Origin of the sequence: Microcoleus sp. CAWBG58 (assembly GCF_020883045.1) — a bacterium.
In the GTDB taxonomy this organism is placed as follows: Bacteria; Cyanobacteriota; Cyanobacteriia; order Cyanobacteriales; family Microcoleaceae; genus Microcoleus.
Window position 1 is genome coordinate 65,873 of sequence record NZ_JAHRFA010000029.1, and the last position, 14,607, is coordinate 80,479.

The 14,607-nt window shown below is 45.2% G+C and carries 10 protein-coding genes; 2 read left to right on the forward strand and 8 right to left on the reverse strand.

From position 1 onward, the window contains the following. Window positions 1–86 precede the first annotated feature (86 nt). The 3 genes from QZ918_RS15280 to QZ918_RS15290 all read right to left on the reverse strand — a co-directional run bounded on the left by QZ918_RS15280 (window position 87) and on the right by QZ918_RS15290 (window position 8,419). Window positions 87–2,060, reverse strand: a complete 1,974-nt coding sequence (locus QZ918_RS15280) for an ABC transporter ATP-binding protein/permease (RefSeq protein ID WP_293336402.1) — start codon at window positions 2,058–2,060, stop codon at window positions 87–89. Between the two features lie 560 nt (window positions 2,061–2,620). Next, a complete protein-coding gene (locus QZ918_RS15285; protein WP_293336404.1) occupies window positions 2,621–3,478 on the reverse strand; it encodes a DUF1361 domain-containing protein in 858 nt (285 codons plus the stop codon). Window positions 3,479–3,769: 291 nt separating this feature from the next. Further along, window positions 3,770–8,419 carry a PAS domain S-box protein gene (locus QZ918_RS15290; RefSeq protein ID WP_293336406.1) on the reverse strand — a complete coding sequence of 1,550 codons (4,650 nt, stop codon included), beginning with the start codon at window positions 8,417–8,419 and terminating at the stop codon, window positions 3,770–3,772. Window positions 8,420–8,947: 528 nt separating this feature from the next. Here QZ918_RS15290 and QZ918_RS15295 point away from each other — a divergent pair. Then, a complete protein-coding gene (locus QZ918_RS15295; RefSeq protein WP_293336408.1) occupies window positions 8,948–10,315 on the forward strand; it encodes a TldD/PmbA family protein in 1,368 nt (455 codons plus the stop codon). 377 nt (window positions 10,316–10,692) lie between these two features. On the opposite strand, the gene pirA is transcribed toward QZ918_RS15295, so the two are convergent. Together pirA and bioF are read right to left on the reverse strand one after the other, a co-directional pair. Then, window positions 10,693–10,842, reverse strand: coding sequence for an arginine synthesis PII-interacting regulator PirA (pirA, locus tag QZ918_RS15300; protein WP_293336410.1), 150 nt, complete (start codon window positions 10,840–10,842; stop codon window positions 10,693–10,695). A 408-nt stretch (window positions 10,843–11,250) separates the two neighbouring features. Then, on the reverse strand, window positions 11,251–12,423 hold the full coding sequence (gene bioF, locus QZ918_RS15305; protein ID WP_293336412.1) for an 8-amino-7-oxononanoate synthase: 1,173 nt from the start codon (window positions 12,421–12,423) through the stop codon (window positions 11,251–11,253). 66 nt (window positions 12,424–12,489) lie between these two features. Between bioF and QZ918_RS15310 the strand changes: the two genes are divergently transcribed. After that, window positions 12,490–13,425, forward strand: coding sequence for a DHH family phosphoesterase (locus QZ918_RS15310; RefSeq protein WP_293336414.1), 936 nt, complete (start codon window positions 12,490–12,492; stop codon window positions 13,423–13,425). 124 nt (window positions 13,426–13,549) lie between these two features. Here the strand turns inward: QZ918_RS15310 and QZ918_RS15315 are convergent, their stop codons facing one another. From QZ918_RS15315 to QZ918_RS15325, 3 genes are read right to left on the reverse strand one after another with little or no spacing between them, the layout of a single operon-like run. Then, window positions 13,550–13,783, reverse strand: a complete 234-nt coding sequence (locus QZ918_RS15315; protein WP_293143588.1) for a hypothetical protein — start codon at window positions 13,781–13,783, stop codon at window positions 13,550–13,552. A gap of 11 nt (window positions 13,784–13,794) precedes the next feature. Then, complete coding sequence (locus tag QZ918_RS15320; RefSeq protein ID WP_367275350.1) at window positions 13,795–14,223, reverse strand: glycosyltransferase; 429 nt, start codon at window positions 14,221–14,223, stop codon at window positions 13,795–13,797. A 21-nt stretch (window positions 14,224–14,244) separates the two neighbouring features. Then, window positions 14,245–14,403, reverse strand: a complete 159-nt coding sequence (locus tag QZ918_RS15325; RefSeq protein WP_293336416.1) for a hypothetical protein — start codon at window positions 14,401–14,403, stop codon at window positions 14,245–14,247. Window positions 14,404–14,607: the final 204 nt, after the last annotated feature.

Sequence of the window (14,607 nt, forward strand, 5' to 3'; positions counted from 1 at the left end):
CGATAAATCTCCAACCGTACCGCCACCCACCGCGAACCAAAAACTAAAAACAGAGTAAATTCACAATTTTTGAAACCAGCGCTGTATCAGCCAAAAACCTTCGTACTATCGCGGTATTTTTCGGTTGAAAGCAGTCGCCAACTCCCATCACCCAAAAGTTCCAAAACCTGCTGGTGATATTTCAACAAACTCAATCGGTGGCCCACACTCACAAATGTAGTTTGAGTTGCTTGCAACTGTTCGTATAAAAGTTGCTCGTTCTTCAAATCCAAAGCACTTGTGGCCTCATCCAAAATAGCATATCGCGGTTTCGTCAACAACAATCTGGCAAAAGCTAAACGCTGCTGTTCTCCCAGGGACAAAATCTCGACCCAATCTAAAGCCTCATCAAAACCGCCCAATCTGTCCGGCAAATCTGCTAAGTTGACTAATGCCAAAACGCGGCGCAATTGTTCCTCATCAACCTCGCTGCTGGTGTTGGGATAGAGAAGTTGCGATCGCAAATTGCCCAAAATCAGATAAGGACGCTGCGGCAAAAACAGCATTTCTCCCAATTCCGGCCGCGCCAGACGCCCCGTTCCCGAGTCCCACAAACCCGCAATAGCCCGCAGCAAAGAACTCTTCCCAGAACCGCTTTCACCGACAATTAACAGTCCTTCTCCCGGCGACACCGCCACCGACAAATCCTTAATCAAAGTCTTTTGATGCTTCGGAGTATCTAAAGTAACCCGTTTCAGCGTCAACTGAGAATCTACTACGACATCTATAGTAGTTCCTCCTGCACGAGATACCGCCTTTTCTGCTTCCAAAGTATCTGTAAATACAGTTAAACGATTGATGCTAGCTGCAAAAGAACTCAGCGGTTCAATGCGACTGACAATCAGTGAAAAAGCGGCTAAAATCTGACGGAAAGCAAAACCCGCCTGAGTGATGTCTCCAAACTGGATCGTATCGGTTGTGTCGGCAAAATAAGCAGGAGCGAGAAACAAAGCCGGAATAATCACCACAGCATACCCATATCCAGTTGTAAAATAATCCAAATTTCGCTGCCAGCCAATTAGCACATTAAAATTGCGGAACACTTCCACGAACCGCTGCTTTATTTGCATCGATTCTCGCTCTTCCCCTCCATAAAAGGCAATGGATTCAGCATTGTCGCGAATGTGAACCAGTCCGTAGCGGAAATTAGCTTCTTCTTTAAGTTGTTCGAAATTAAGAGGCACTAATTTTTGACCGAAAATCAGACTGGCGGTCGTCCCCAAGATAGCATAGACAACCAGGAAAATTGAAAGTTGTTTCGAGATTGACCACAGGATACCCGTGAAAGATATAATATTAACTATTGAACTCAGGAGCGCCAGCATAAATGTCAAACTTGTATGAGTAAACGATTTGACATCTTCAGAAATTCTTTGGTCGGGATTGTCGATTTCCTTGTGTGAATTTATTTCGTAATAAGCCCGATTCTTAAAATACTTGTCGAGGAACTTATTTGTCATCCACTGTCGCCAGTAGAGACTCATTTTATCTTTCATGTAGCCGTAAATTACCACAATGGGAGTGCCGGCTGCAAAAACCCCTGCATATACAAAAAGATACTTCCAATAATTGAGCTGGTCTTTCTTTGCTAGAGCTGTGCTGAAAAAGCTACTGACGTAACTAATGATTACATTCAAACCGCTGACAGATAGGGACAATAACAGCAATAAAGCCAAAAAAAACCACGACTGCCAATGCGCTATCAACCTGCCTTTAAAAAATAAAAAAGCGCTCAAAGGAATAATTAGCATCAAGGCAACAATGATGATTTTTGGAGAATAAATAATCTGTTGCAACAAACTAACTAACCCAGCAGCAATATTATTGACAAAATCCGGAAAAAGAGCGGCAGCACCCAAACATACAACACTAACGAGTACAAACATAGCAGCGAAGAGAAATATCAACAACAGCGCTACTAATCCCAGAAAAACCCTGCCTCCTCCAGGCTCTAAAGGATAAAAGTAAGGCTGAGCGATTGCAATAAATTTTTCCCACAACTGACGGTCAAATCGATTCATCTTTACTGTTTGCAAAACTACTTCAACTGTTCTAACATATCAAGTTTGATTCCCCATTGTCGCAGTAATTTATTTGGGAGTTTAGGGAAGAGATTGGTCTCCTATAGCAATCCTTGCAGGAGTCGTAAATCTTTTTACCCCACCCCAACCCTCCCCGAAGTCGCGGGGAGGGAGTAAGAAACTCACAAATGATTTAGGACTGCTATATGAGGTGCGCTGTCACGACTACAATTAAATTGGTTCGAGCGCTCGGACTTCAGTCCTCAAATTTTCATGAAGACTGAAGTCCAAACGCTCGAACCTACCTGATAACGGTTATTTTAGGGGACACGATCTTACCAGAAAGAATTGGTTGAAAGCCCGCCCGATCGGGAGAAATTAAAATCAGACTATTGATTATTCCAATCCTCGTACTTAAGGGTAGAGATCGCTATTAAACTGTCAACTGTCAACTGTCAACTGTCAACTGTCAACTGTTGAACTTACTTAAAGAGGAAGACTGGTTTTCCGATTTAAGTTGTGGAGACGCAAACAGTTTGTAGGTTAGTTGTGGGGTGAATCTAAAATCTCAAATCTATGGGATCGGCAGAAGCGGCGGTTTCGCCGATCGACTCCGAGGAGGATAGATTGTAATAAAATCGGTGGCTAATCCCCAAACTAACTTGCTTGAATACCCAATACAAAACAGCAATGACGACAAATGTTGCAGCCATTACTACAACCGGACGCTTACCAATCAGATCATTCATGACGGTGTTAACTAAGGCATCGGGATTCGCCAGAATGTCCCAAGTGTTGAACCGGATAAATCGTCCTAAATAAATGCCGATCGCCGAAAGTGCGTGTATAGTTATCTCCGTTGCCAGAATAAATCTACCCCAACCCTGTTGCTTCAGATAGTAACCCAAACCCATCACCGAAAGTACATATGCCTCAAATCCCGCCAGCATAAACACCAGATACTGCGGAATCAAAGCCAGAGTTACAGTCCACACCGTGTTTCCGTCTTTAATCTGCTCTATCAGGTGAATGATATCAGTTAAAACGTAGGGTGCATTGGGCAAAAACGCGATAAACCAGAAAAAACCGCCCCACCAGCGGAGAGAGCGAACTCCGCGCTGTCGCAGCACCCAGATATCTAAAGCCATTAGTGCCAGCGTAATCGCGATCGCCCCCAAAACGTAAGTTGTGCCCACATCTTGCACAATGTGCTTGAGATACGACACAACATGGCGCGTGCTAGGCAAAAAAGTAGCGCCTAGGAGAACCCACGTACCCCACAGCAGCCAGCGCGATCGAGGTTTGCGGAAGAGCCAAAAACTCAACGCCAGCGGTACTAAACCTAAAAACAAATTCCAAGACATCCAGCGGACATTCTGTCCCATTGCTGCGATCGCTTCCAGGATTAATCCCATCATGTCAGTTTTTATACAATTAAAGGTTTCAAGCAGCACCGCTTTCTCAGCAGCTTGCATCTATCTTAGTCGGTATAACATAGGGAAGAGTTGACAGTTGACAGTTGACAGTCTGATTTGTAGGGTGCGTCAGATCGGCACTTCCCTCTCCCCACCTGAAAATTAGGCTTTGAGCTGACGCACCCTACAATATCTACAACTCTCATCAAGGTACGTTGTTGCGCTTAAGCGCTCTTTCATAGATCCTCGAAGAGCGCTGAAGCGCAACTACGTACCTAAGAAACCTACAGATAGCTAGCTTTTGCCGATCGGAATTTCGATCGCAAAAGTCGTTCCCCCTCCGACTTCCGAGAAACAGTCAATCTTGCCCTTGTGCTTTTCTACCACAATCGAGTGCGCGATCGACATTCCCAAACCAGTACCTTTCCCCACAGCTTTTGTTGTAAAAAACGGGTTAAAAATGCGATCGATCACCGCCTGCGGAATCCCCGTACCATTGTCCGAAATTTCCACCCTCACAGTGCTCTGGGCCGTGACACCAGTGCAAATCACAATCCGGCCGCTCTTAGTCACTGCTTCTTGAACTGACAACTTGTGATATTGTTCTTCAATAGCATCAATTCCATTAGCAATAATATTCATAAACACTTGATTCAGTTGGCTCGCATAGCACTCCACCGGCGGCAGATTCCCGAACTCCTTAATTACCTCAATTTCCGGGCGCCTGTCGTGACTCTTTAAGCGATGCTGCAAAATCAACAAAGTGCTATTAATTCCCGCGTGAATATCGACAGGCTTCATTGCCGATTCGTCCAGCCGCGAGAAATTTCTCAGCGACAGCACAATTTGCCGGATGCGATCGGTTCCCACCTGCATCGAACCTACAAGTTTTCTTAGATCCTCAGTCATGAAATCCAAATCAATTTCTGCAATGCGATCGACAATTTTTGCATTAGGTTCGGGATACTCATGTTCGTAAAGATTCAGCAGATCCAGCAACTGTGTAGTATACTGGTGTAGATAAGAAATGTTAGCGTGAATAAAGTTAACCGGATTATTAACTTCGTGGGCTATGCCTGCAACTAATTGCCCCAAAGAAGACATTTTTTCAGTTTGAATGAGTTGAGATTGAGCAGAGCGCAATGACCGCAGCGCTGACTCTAGCTCTGTAGCTCTTTCTCTTTCTCGCGCCTCGCTTTGTCGCAGAGCTTCCTCAGCTTGTTTGCGAGTCGTAATATCCTGGGCAAATCCAATTATTACCTTTGACTTACCCTGAGAATTTCTGGTAAAAATAGTATCCCGACTTTGCAGCCAAAACCATTCACCGTTTGCGGCCAGCATCCGGTACTCAATTTCCCTAATTTCGCCATCTTTAATTTCTGCAAAGCTCGCGTGATATTCCAAAACTTTTGGCAAATCTTCGGGGTTAATTAACTGAGTCATTAGTGATGAACCCATCGCTTTAATTTCATCAAATGTATAGCCAAGAAGCGTGCCCATAGAAGAATTAGCATAGACATTTCGCTGTTCTTCCAAGTCGTAGAGATACAAAATGCCGGGAGTAGCATCGGCAATTTTTTGAATAAACTGCTGGCTCTCTTGCAAAGCTAACTCAGCTTGTTTGCGATTCGTAACATCAGTAGTGATGCCGTCCCAAAGAATATCACCGTTTGCTTGAGGTTCAGGACGCGAAATTACCTGAAACCAGCGCATCTTGCCGGAAGGAAGCACCAGCCGTCCTTCCCACTGCCAAGGTTGCAATTGTTGGGCGGAAACAGCCACAGATTCGTGATAGTGTTGGCGGTCGTCTGGATGAACCAAATCTATTAGCAAAGCGGAATTTTTCTGCACAGCGTCTGGTTCTAACTCAAACATTTCTCGGGAAGCAGGACTGATGTAAGGGAAACTGACAAAGCCATCTGCACGCAACAAACATTGATAAATCATTCCCGGCAAATTAGCCGACAGCTTTTGGAATCTTGCTTCACTTTTCCGCAGTGCTTCCTCTGCTTGTTTGCGCTCCGTGATGTCAGTAATTGAACCAACGATGCGGACTGCTTTTCCAGATGCGTCCCACAAAGCTTGTCCGCGACTGAGTATCCATTTGTAGGTGCTTTTGTAGCACCACAAGCGGTATTCGGTGATGTAATGCGGCGTTTTTTTGTCTAAATGGTCTTGGAAAGCTTGCATTACTAAAGCTAAATCATCGGGATGCGTGTTTCTGTTCCATTCGTCAAAGTAATCGAGCATTCCGATTTGTTCGTATCCGGTGATTTCCTTAAATCGATCGGACAGAAATATTTCTCTTGTTTGCAAGTTCCAATCCCAAATGCCGTCATTGTTACCTTTGAGCGCTAACTGCCAGCGTTCTTCAGTTTGCATCAATTGAGCAGTTCTTTGTTCGACTCTATTTTCTAGTTCTTGATTGAGCTGTTTGAGACTTTCTTCTGCCTGTTTCCGCTCGATCGCAATTCCTGCTAAATGCCTGACAGATTCTATCAATTGCAGCTCAAATTTTTGGGGAGTGCGCGGTTGGGCGTAATACATGGCAAAAGTTCCCAAAACTTGACCCCCAGATGAGACAATAGGAGTAGACCAGCAAGCTCTCAGTCCAAAACTCAAGGCTAAATCTCGAAAGTCTTGCCACAAAGGATCGCTGGCAATATCTGTAACGATCACCTGTTCGCAGCGATAGGCAGCAGTGCCGCAAGAACCGACATTCGGGCCGATGGCTACTCCATTAATAGCAGCATTATAACTTTCTGGCAAACTGGGCGCGGCTCCGTGCAGCAAATGTTTGCCGTCTGGAGCTAGAATCAAAATCGAACCCATGACATTTTTAGATTGCTGTTCGATAATTTTAATTAAAGTATTTAAAGTATCGCAAAGACTTGCGTCCTGAGCAATCATTTCTAAAATTTGTTTTTGACCGTTCAACCAATTTTCAGCTTGCTTGCGCTGGGTAATGTCCCGGGCAATCCACAAAGCCGTGTTGTCTTTCATTGGCGAAATGGTAGCAGCAAACCACTTTTTTGCGCTGCCAATTTCCAGGTGATATTCACAACTCAAAGTTTGATTAGTAGAGACAGCGGTCGTAATTTTGTCCAAAAATAATTCTGCTGTTTCTGGATCGAATAGATCGTGAATTTTTTGACCTATAACTTCCGCCGGCGGCTTGTACAAAGGTTCGGGATTGGTGGGGGCAATTTTCAGGTAGCGTCCCTCAATATCGAACACAAAAATTACGTCGTTCATGGCAGCCAACAATGCCCGCAATTCTGCTTCTGAAGCTTGCAGGGCGAGTTCAGCTTGTTTGCGATCGCTAATGTCGCGCCCCACTCCTTGGTATTCGATCGCCGCACCTCGATCGTCAAAAGTTGCCCTGTCAGTCCACTGTATCCAGCGAATTTCGCCCGTGTCGAGAATTACGCGGTGTTCCCAGGTAATAGCGGGATTTTGTAGGCTTAAAGAATTGAAAATATCGCTGCACAAGTTTCTATCTTCTTCCCAAATCAAAGGCATAAAACAATTGCCGATCAGCTCCGATCGCGATTTATTGAAATAGCGGCAGTAGGCATCGTTGACAAAAGTCACAACTCCGCTGGGCAAGAAACGGCAAATAAGTTCGGTTTGGTCTTCGACAATCCCTCGATAGCGAGATTCGCTCGCTTGCAGCGCGGCTTCTGCTAGGATGCGATCGCTAATGTCTGTACCGACGAACAGCAGCCCGATCGATCGCCCTTTGGAATCGACCACAGGTTTGTTTCTCCAGGCTATCCAGACTTTTTCCCCATTGCGGCGGATGTTTTCATTTTCGTGTTTGAAGTATTTGTCCGGCTGTGCTACACAGTCTCGAATCATTATGGCTAACTGATTTTCCGACAATGTGGCCGGATCTACAATTGTGCCGATCGCACTTTTGCCAAGAATTTCTGCTTGTGAATAGCCGAAAAAATTTTCCGCAAACTCATTAAAAAAAGTAATCTTGCCTTCATTGTCTAACTGCACAATCATGCTGTTAGCGTTCTCAACCAGTTGCCGGTACTTAGCTTCGCTCGATCGCAGCATCGATAGGCCGTACATCCCCGTAAAAACCGCCACCCCGCTCAAAACTGCCAGCAAGCCGCCTCCTGAGAGCAACCACCCCCGCAGCGGCGAATTCTCGGGCCATCCTCCCGCGGGAATTGCTGCCAACTGCCAGGAACCGTTGGGCAAAATCACTTCCAACACCACTGGATTGTTCTGAAAAATCGACTCGTCGCCGAAAAACACCTCGCCTGACACTCCCTTCGCGTCTTTCCCCCGCACAGCGTATTGCACCTTGGCTGAGGGATCGTTGAGTCCCGCCTCCTCAAGCAGGACATTTTTTTCGAGGATCACACCGATCAACCCCCAGTAAACTCCTGTTTCGGGCTCGGCGTCGGGGGGAGTCAGAAAAATTGGCGATCGGCTGACGAAGGCCACGCCTCCCTCCAATAATTGCACGGGCCCAGCAAGCAAAGTTTTTCTGGTTTGGATCGCATCTTTGACCATTTGCCGCTGTTTGGGTAGCGCCATCAAGTCAACCCCGATCGCCTTTTCATTTCCATCCTTCGGATAAATATCGGCGATCGTCGTCCCTTTAACTAAAGTGATGTTGCGAATGCCAGTTTGCTGTGCCAGCAGAATTCTCGCAGTAGCTGCAAACTCGGCTGCGGTGATGTTTGGGTTGTGGGAAATGTCAGCTACCAATCCCCGGATCAAAAATAGCCGGGAATTCAAAGAACCTTCCAACTTTGAGCGGACTGTGCTGAGCCGATCGATCGTGCTAGCGCGGTTGTGTTGCAAAAATCGCTCTTGTTCCGATCGGTCTAAAATGCCAACTCCGACCAAAATTGCTACTAATGCCGAAAATGCTGCTAAATACGGTGAAATTTGGAATTTTTTCAGCTTAAAGTATTCCATCTGTCGGCAGTTCAACTATATTTTTAAGTCTTTAGATATATTTATTTTAGTTTCATTTTTCTAGGCAGATGCAAGATTTCCGGCAGACGGGGCTTTTCACAAGCCTGCACGAGTTTTGTGTGTTCTAAGCTTCTGTACATCTAAATTGTTTATTTCTATTCCCTCGCACATTCTCCCCATTGGTGTCAACTTAAGGTCAAAAACTTTTGTATTTTTCGTTCGCAGCAGAAGCCAGATCCCCCTAAATCCCCCTTAAGAAGGGGGACTTTGAGTGCTTCTTGTCCCCCCCGACCTAAGGGGGGTTAGGGGGGATCTGGCATTAATCACCAGACAGAAGACTGGAATTACGTTTGACGTGTTTGTTGACACCAATTCCTTCTCCCCCTCTCCCACTCTCCCACTCTCCCACTCTCCCCATCTCCCCAACTCCAGACTCGCGCACCCGAAACACGGGATTTGTTGGCTAAAATAAGGTTAGCAATAATTTTTGTCAGTGCTGGGCGCTAATCATTACATAGGGGCAATTTGATGCAGGAACAGTTGATGGAAGCGATCGCACCTTACCGCGATCGAGTAGATTATCTAGAAGTTCGCCTCGAACAAAGCGAGTCAACAGCCATTAGTTTTCGCGGCCCTCAGTTAGATGCAGTCAACCGTAGTTTCAGTCTAGCCGGCGGCATCCGCGCCTGCCACAAAGGCGGCTGGAGTTTTGTAACATTTAACGGTTTAGCGGAATTAAAAGCCCGGATTGAAGAAGCTATCGTGCAGTCTCGTTTGGTAGGTAGCGAAAAAACTGTACTAGCAGATGTAACTCCGATTCAAGATTATGTCGCCGTGGAATTTGGTCGCGATCCGCGATCGATTACTTTAGCCGAAAAGCGCAAGTTGCTCGAATCTTACAACCAATTGCTGTTAGATATCGACCCGCGAATTCAAACCACAATGGCCGGTTACAGCGATCGATTCGGGATTACTTATTTTGTAAATTCTCAAGGAACTTGCATCGCTCAAGAGCGTTTGGACGTGACGGGGCGGTTTGGGGCGATCGCCCGTGGAGAAGGTGGTGTCGTCCGTCAAGGGTTTGAATCGATTCATTCGCGATCGGATTACGATGTCTTGACAAATATTGAAGATCGTGTTAAGAGTGCGGCCGTTCGAGCGGTGAGCCAATTAGAAGCAAAACCGGTAAAAGGCGGCCAGTATCCAGTGATTTTAGACCCTTATTTGTCGGGGGTATTTATTCACGAAGCTTTCGGCCATTTGTCGGAAGCAGACGGCATTTACGAAAACCCGAAAATGCAGGAATTGTTGACTTTGGGCAAGCCTGTGGCGATCGAACAATTGAACGTAATTGACGATGCAACATTGCCGGGATTGCCGGGAACCCTCAAATACGACGACGAAGGAGTGCCTGCTCAGTGCAAGCATTTAATTAAAAATGGAGTTTTAGCAGCGAGAATGCACAATCGCGAGACTGCGGGCAAAATGGGCGAAGCTCCGACGGGAAATGCCCGGGCCTTGAGCGCTACTTTTATGCCGTTGGTGCGGATGACTAATACTGCGATCGAATCTGGCGCACATTCTTTCGATGAAATGGTGGGCGACATTGAGGAAGGAGTCTATGCAGTACGGATGTTGGGAGGACAAACCAACGGCGAAATGTTTACCTTTGCAGCAGCCGAAGGCTTCATGATTCGCGACGGCAAATTGGCCGAACCGGTGAGTGATGTCACGTTAAGCGGCAACGTATTTCAGACTTTAAAGGATATTGAGTCGATCGGCAACGACTCAGTTTATGCCTACGGCGGCTGTGGAAAAGGTGGCCAAAGCGGTTTAGCTGTCAGCGTCGGCGGCCCCCATTTACGGATCAAAAATGTTGTAGTCGGAGGCAGATAATCATTTTTTTTTGCACCACAATCGAGTTTGTAGTAAGGACTTTAGTCCTACCTGATTAGTTGGTTTAAGAAAGGACTGAAATCCTCACGACAAACCATATAATCCTTTGTACATCAGGTTTGCAGTAAGGATTTTACTCCTGCCTGATTAGCTGGTTTAAGAAAGGACTAAAGTCCTCACTACAAACCTATCGTTAGATTGCCGCACATGATTTGAGGACTAATAACTCATAAAAAACCCCGATTTCTTGAAGAAACCGGGGTTTTTTCTACCAACTAAGAGAGGACTGAAAAATTATCGGGTAGAGGTTGCGGGAATTCTGCATTTCTCACGCAACCCTCTCAACCAAACTACAGACTAATTTTAGTAGCAGCGACTTACAACTGTCTCATCTCATCTTCGAGTACCCGAACCAAATCTTGATTACCGCTGGCTCTGGCCACGTCGATGCGGTGCATCAGTTGCTTTTGAATGTTAGCGCGGTGGGTTTCAGCGATTTTTTTTACGTTTTGGCGATTTGTGTTCATGGTGAACGTTCCTTATATTAAATTTGGTGTAACTCCGACTTCTTTAATATAGCGCAAAATTTCAAAAAGTATCTAAATTTACAAAAAGTTTACAGTTATTGACCAATCGACCACAATAGAGTATACTCCCTGGCATAAGTCAATAGCGATATCTTGACATTTCCAAAAATTTAAAAAGTAAGTAGTTGCGCTTAAGCGCTCTTAGGTACGTAGTTGCGCTTGAGCGCTCTTGGGTAAGTAGTTGCGCTTGGGCGCTCTTAGGTAAGTAGTTGCGCTTGGGCGCTCTTAGGTAAGTAGTTGCGCTTGGGCGCTCTTGGATATAGACGCATAGCGCGAAATCAAAGGTACGTAGTTGCGATGAAAGCGCTCTTTGACATAGATAAAAGCGCTTAAGCGCAACAACATACCTCAGTCAAAACTGAAAACTTGCCCCAGCGCATCTAGCAGATGATTGAGGTGTGCGAGCTCGTGAGTTGCCATCAGCGAAATCCGAATGCGGCTGACACTGACAGTCGGAGGGCGAATCGCCACAGCCAAAATACCCATTTCCTTGAGTTGGCTGCTAACTGCCAAAGCTGTGGCTGCATCTTTTAACAGCAGACTGAAAATTGGGGAGAGGGAATTGCTAATTGGTAATTGGCGATTGGTAATCGCCCCATATTTGAAAGTTTCAATATTTTGTTGCAACCGAACTCGGCGCTCTGGTTCTTGCTGTACAATTCTCACAGCTTCCAAGGCAGCAGCCGTATCAGCCGGCGTCAATGCTGTAGTATAAATCCAACTTGCGGCTCGATTGCGGAGAAAATCAATTAAAGCAGCAGAGCCCGCAACGTAGCCGCCCAAACTTCCCAAAGCTTTGCTAAGCGTGCCAACTTGAATTAGCGGCAATCCCTTACAGCCGAAATGTTCTGCACAACCGGCACCGCTAGCACCGAAAACTCCTGTAGCGTGAGCTTCATCTACTAATACCATACAGTTAAATTGCTCGCCCAAAGCTAACAACTCCGGCAGCGGACACAAGTCCCCATCCATGCTAAAGACGCTATCGGTAATAATTAAACACTTGCGGAATTTAACGCGATTTTCCTCTAGCTTGGCTTTTAAATCTTCAAGATTGCAGTGATTGTACTCTAGCGCTGTTGCACGGCTGAGTATGGCTCCATTTTTGAGACTCGAATGATTGTACTTGTCAGATAATATCAAATCGCGCTGGCCGACAACTGATGCGATCGCCCCTAAATTCGCTAAATACCCGGAACTGAATACTAAAGCGTCTTCAGTTTGTTTTAAATTAGCAATAGCCAGTTCTAGCTGTCGGTGCAAATCGCGATGCCCGCTAACTAACCTCGAACCCGTTGCACCCGTACCAAATTCCTTAGTTGCAGCCATCGCCGCTTGAATCAACCTGTCATCGCCGGCAAGTCCAAGATAATCGTTGCTGGCAAAGTTAATCAGCCGACGGCTTGCTAATGTTACCACAGGCCCCGGACAGCTTTCGATCGATTGTGGCGATCGATACCAATCGGCCCGGCGAACAGTGTCCAGGGACTTCTCTAGCCAAGCGTAAGGGTCTGCATTCATATTGTCCAGCGATCGAGTAATAAGTTATATTGTCTTATAATCAGTCCCTGCCTATCAGAGAAGCATATGCCACTCACTAAAAAATACAGATTAGTCACCCGCAGTGATTTTGACGGTCTTGTCTGTGCCGTTTTACTCAAAGAACTCGATATGATAGACGAGATTAAATTCGTGCATCCTAAAGATATGCAGGATGGAAAAATCGAAATAACAAATAACGATATTACCACCAATTTACCATATGTTGAGGGAGTTCATCTAGCTTTCGACCACCATTTTAGCGAAACTCTCAGACATGAAAAAATCAAAATCAACCACATCATTGACCCCTATGCAGCTTCCGCAGCCAGAGTGCTGTACAAATATTATGGAGGCAAAGCAAAGTTTCCTGATATTTCCGAAGCGATGATGCTAGCAGTTGACAAAGCAGACTCCGCTCAATTTGCCAAAGAAGAGGTTTTGCAACCGGAAGAATGGGTGCTGTTAAACTTCTTGATGGACGCCCGCACCGGCTTGGGCAGGTTTAAAGAATTTACGGTTTCCAATTATCAGTTAATGATGGAGTTAATCGATTACTGCAAAAATCATACCATCGATGAAATCTTGCAGCTTCCTGATGTGAAAGAAAGAGTAGACCTTTACTTCGAGCAATCTGAGAAATTTGAAGACCAAATACAGCGCTGCGCCAAAGTTTACGATCGTTTAGTCGTTTTAGATTTGCGTAACGAAGATGTGATTTATGCGGGAAATCGTTTTGCAATTTACGCTTTGTTCCCCGAGTGCAATATCTCGATTCATGCACTTTGGGGACTGAAGCAACAAAATACTGTTTTCGCCGTTGGTAAGTCAATTTTCAACAAAACTTCTCAAACTAATATTGGGGAGTTAATGTTAAAATATGGTGGGGGCGGCCACCGGAATGCGGGAACTTGTCAGATTGAAAATGATAAAGCTAGTAAAGTTTTGAAAGAGTTAATTGCCCAGATTGAGCAAAAGGGTTGAATTAAATTAACTTGATATTTTTTGCAGTCAGGACTTGAGTCTTTGATGATTTAAATTTTCAGGACTGAAGTCCTTACTACAAAAGGGAATGTTTAGGACTCAAGTCCTTGCTGCTAGCGGGAGTTTAGTCCTCAAGGTTTTGAGGTTGGGGGTTCGGGGCGTTGAAATTTTCTGCACTCTTGCCTTTGACTGGCGGCAAATAATCTACTAAACCCATATCAAAAGCCACATCCGGCAAATCGGCAGCGTTATAATTTCCTGCTTCAAACAATCGCCCAGGAGTAAAACAAGGCTGCTTCAATCTTACCACTTCACTAGGCGAAAACATTCCCCTAAACATTTTGCGTTCGAGTCCCATAATTTCCGCTCCTAAAATAACTCTCGCATTAATCTTAACAATTTTTTGCCTGTCGCTTCCCAATTAAATAAATCCGCCGTCTCCCGAGCTTTTTGGGCTACCTGAAAACGCATGGGATCTTCCACAATTTTTCGCAACTGTTCGCGAACAGACTGAACATTTGGTTCTGCCCAATGAGGAGCATTTCTAATTTTAAGATACTGAGCATCGTAACATTCTCCGACGGGAATTAGATCGTGAGCAATGGGATAACAGTTAGCACTATTTGCGTACTCTGTCGGGCCACCGTACAGAGTCATCGCGACTGGCAAACCTGCAGCAAAGGCATCCAAAATGTTAATCGCAAAACCCTCGCCACGAAACGGAGCAAAAAAAGCATCTGCTGATAAGTATAAATCCGCTAGTTCTGTTTTAGTAAAAAATTTAGGCTTTATCTCTATTTTCGGCTTTAATTTGCCGAATTATCTTTCCATATTTATGATATGTTCGGTTATGGCATCAGGATTTTTGCCACCATCTTTGACGATCAACTCTACGTTGGCATCATCTTGAAACTCTTGATAAAATGCTTGGATGGCGAGATCCGTGCCAAATCTGTACAAGTCAAAAGAATTGGTCATGTGCAGAATAGATTTGACATCTTTCTGGTTTTTTTTAGGTTTGTAAGGATAGAGTTGTGAAATTAAAGGATTGAAACCTAGGGCGTCGGTTCAGTATTAAGAGTTGACAAGAAAACAGATATATGGAATTACCCGGTCAATGAGTTAGACTCTACGCCCGGTTTAATTGGCAGAACCTTATCCATTCGAGCAATGACATGAAGA

What these genes read in the sequence shown, in the direction of transcription:
- QZ918_RS15290 (WP_293336406.1), bottom strand. Translation starts at nt 8,419, where the DNA reads ATGGAATACTTTAAGCTGAAAAAATTCCAAATTTCACCGTATTTAGCA.
- QZ918_RS15285 (WP_293336404.1), bottom strand. Translation starts at nt 3,478, where the DNA reads ATGATGGGATTAATCCTGGAAGCGATCGCAGCAATGGGACAGAATGTC.
- QZ918_RS15310 (WP_293336414.1), top strand. Translation starts at nt 12,490, where the DNA reads ATGCCACTCACTAAAAAATACAGATTAGTCACCCGCAGTGATTTTGAC.
- pirA (WP_293336410.1), bottom strand. Translation starts at nt 10,842, where the DNA reads ATGAACACAAATCGCCAAAACGTAAAAAAAATCGCTGAAACCCACCGC.
- QZ918_RS15315 (WP_293143588.1), bottom strand. Translation starts at nt 13,783, where the DNA reads ATGGGACTCGAACGCAAAATGTTTAGGGGAATGTTTTCGCCTAGTGAA.
- QZ918_RS15295 (WP_293336408.1), top strand. Translation starts at nt 8,948, where the DNA reads ATGCAGGAACAGTTGATGGAAGCGATCGCACCTTACCGCGATCGAGTA.
- QZ918_RS15325 (WP_293336416.1), bottom strand. Translation starts at nt 14,403, where the DNA reads ATGACCAATTCTTTTGACTTGTACAGATTTGGCACGGATCTCGCCATC.
- bioF (WP_293336412.1), bottom strand. Translation starts at nt 12,423, where the DNA reads ATGAATGCAGACCCTTACGCTTGGCTAGAGAAGTCCCTGGACACTGTT.
- QZ918_RS15280 (WP_293336402.1), bottom strand. Translation starts at nt 2,060, where the DNA reads ATGAATCGATTTGACCGTCAGTTGTGGGAAAAATTTATTGCAATCGCT.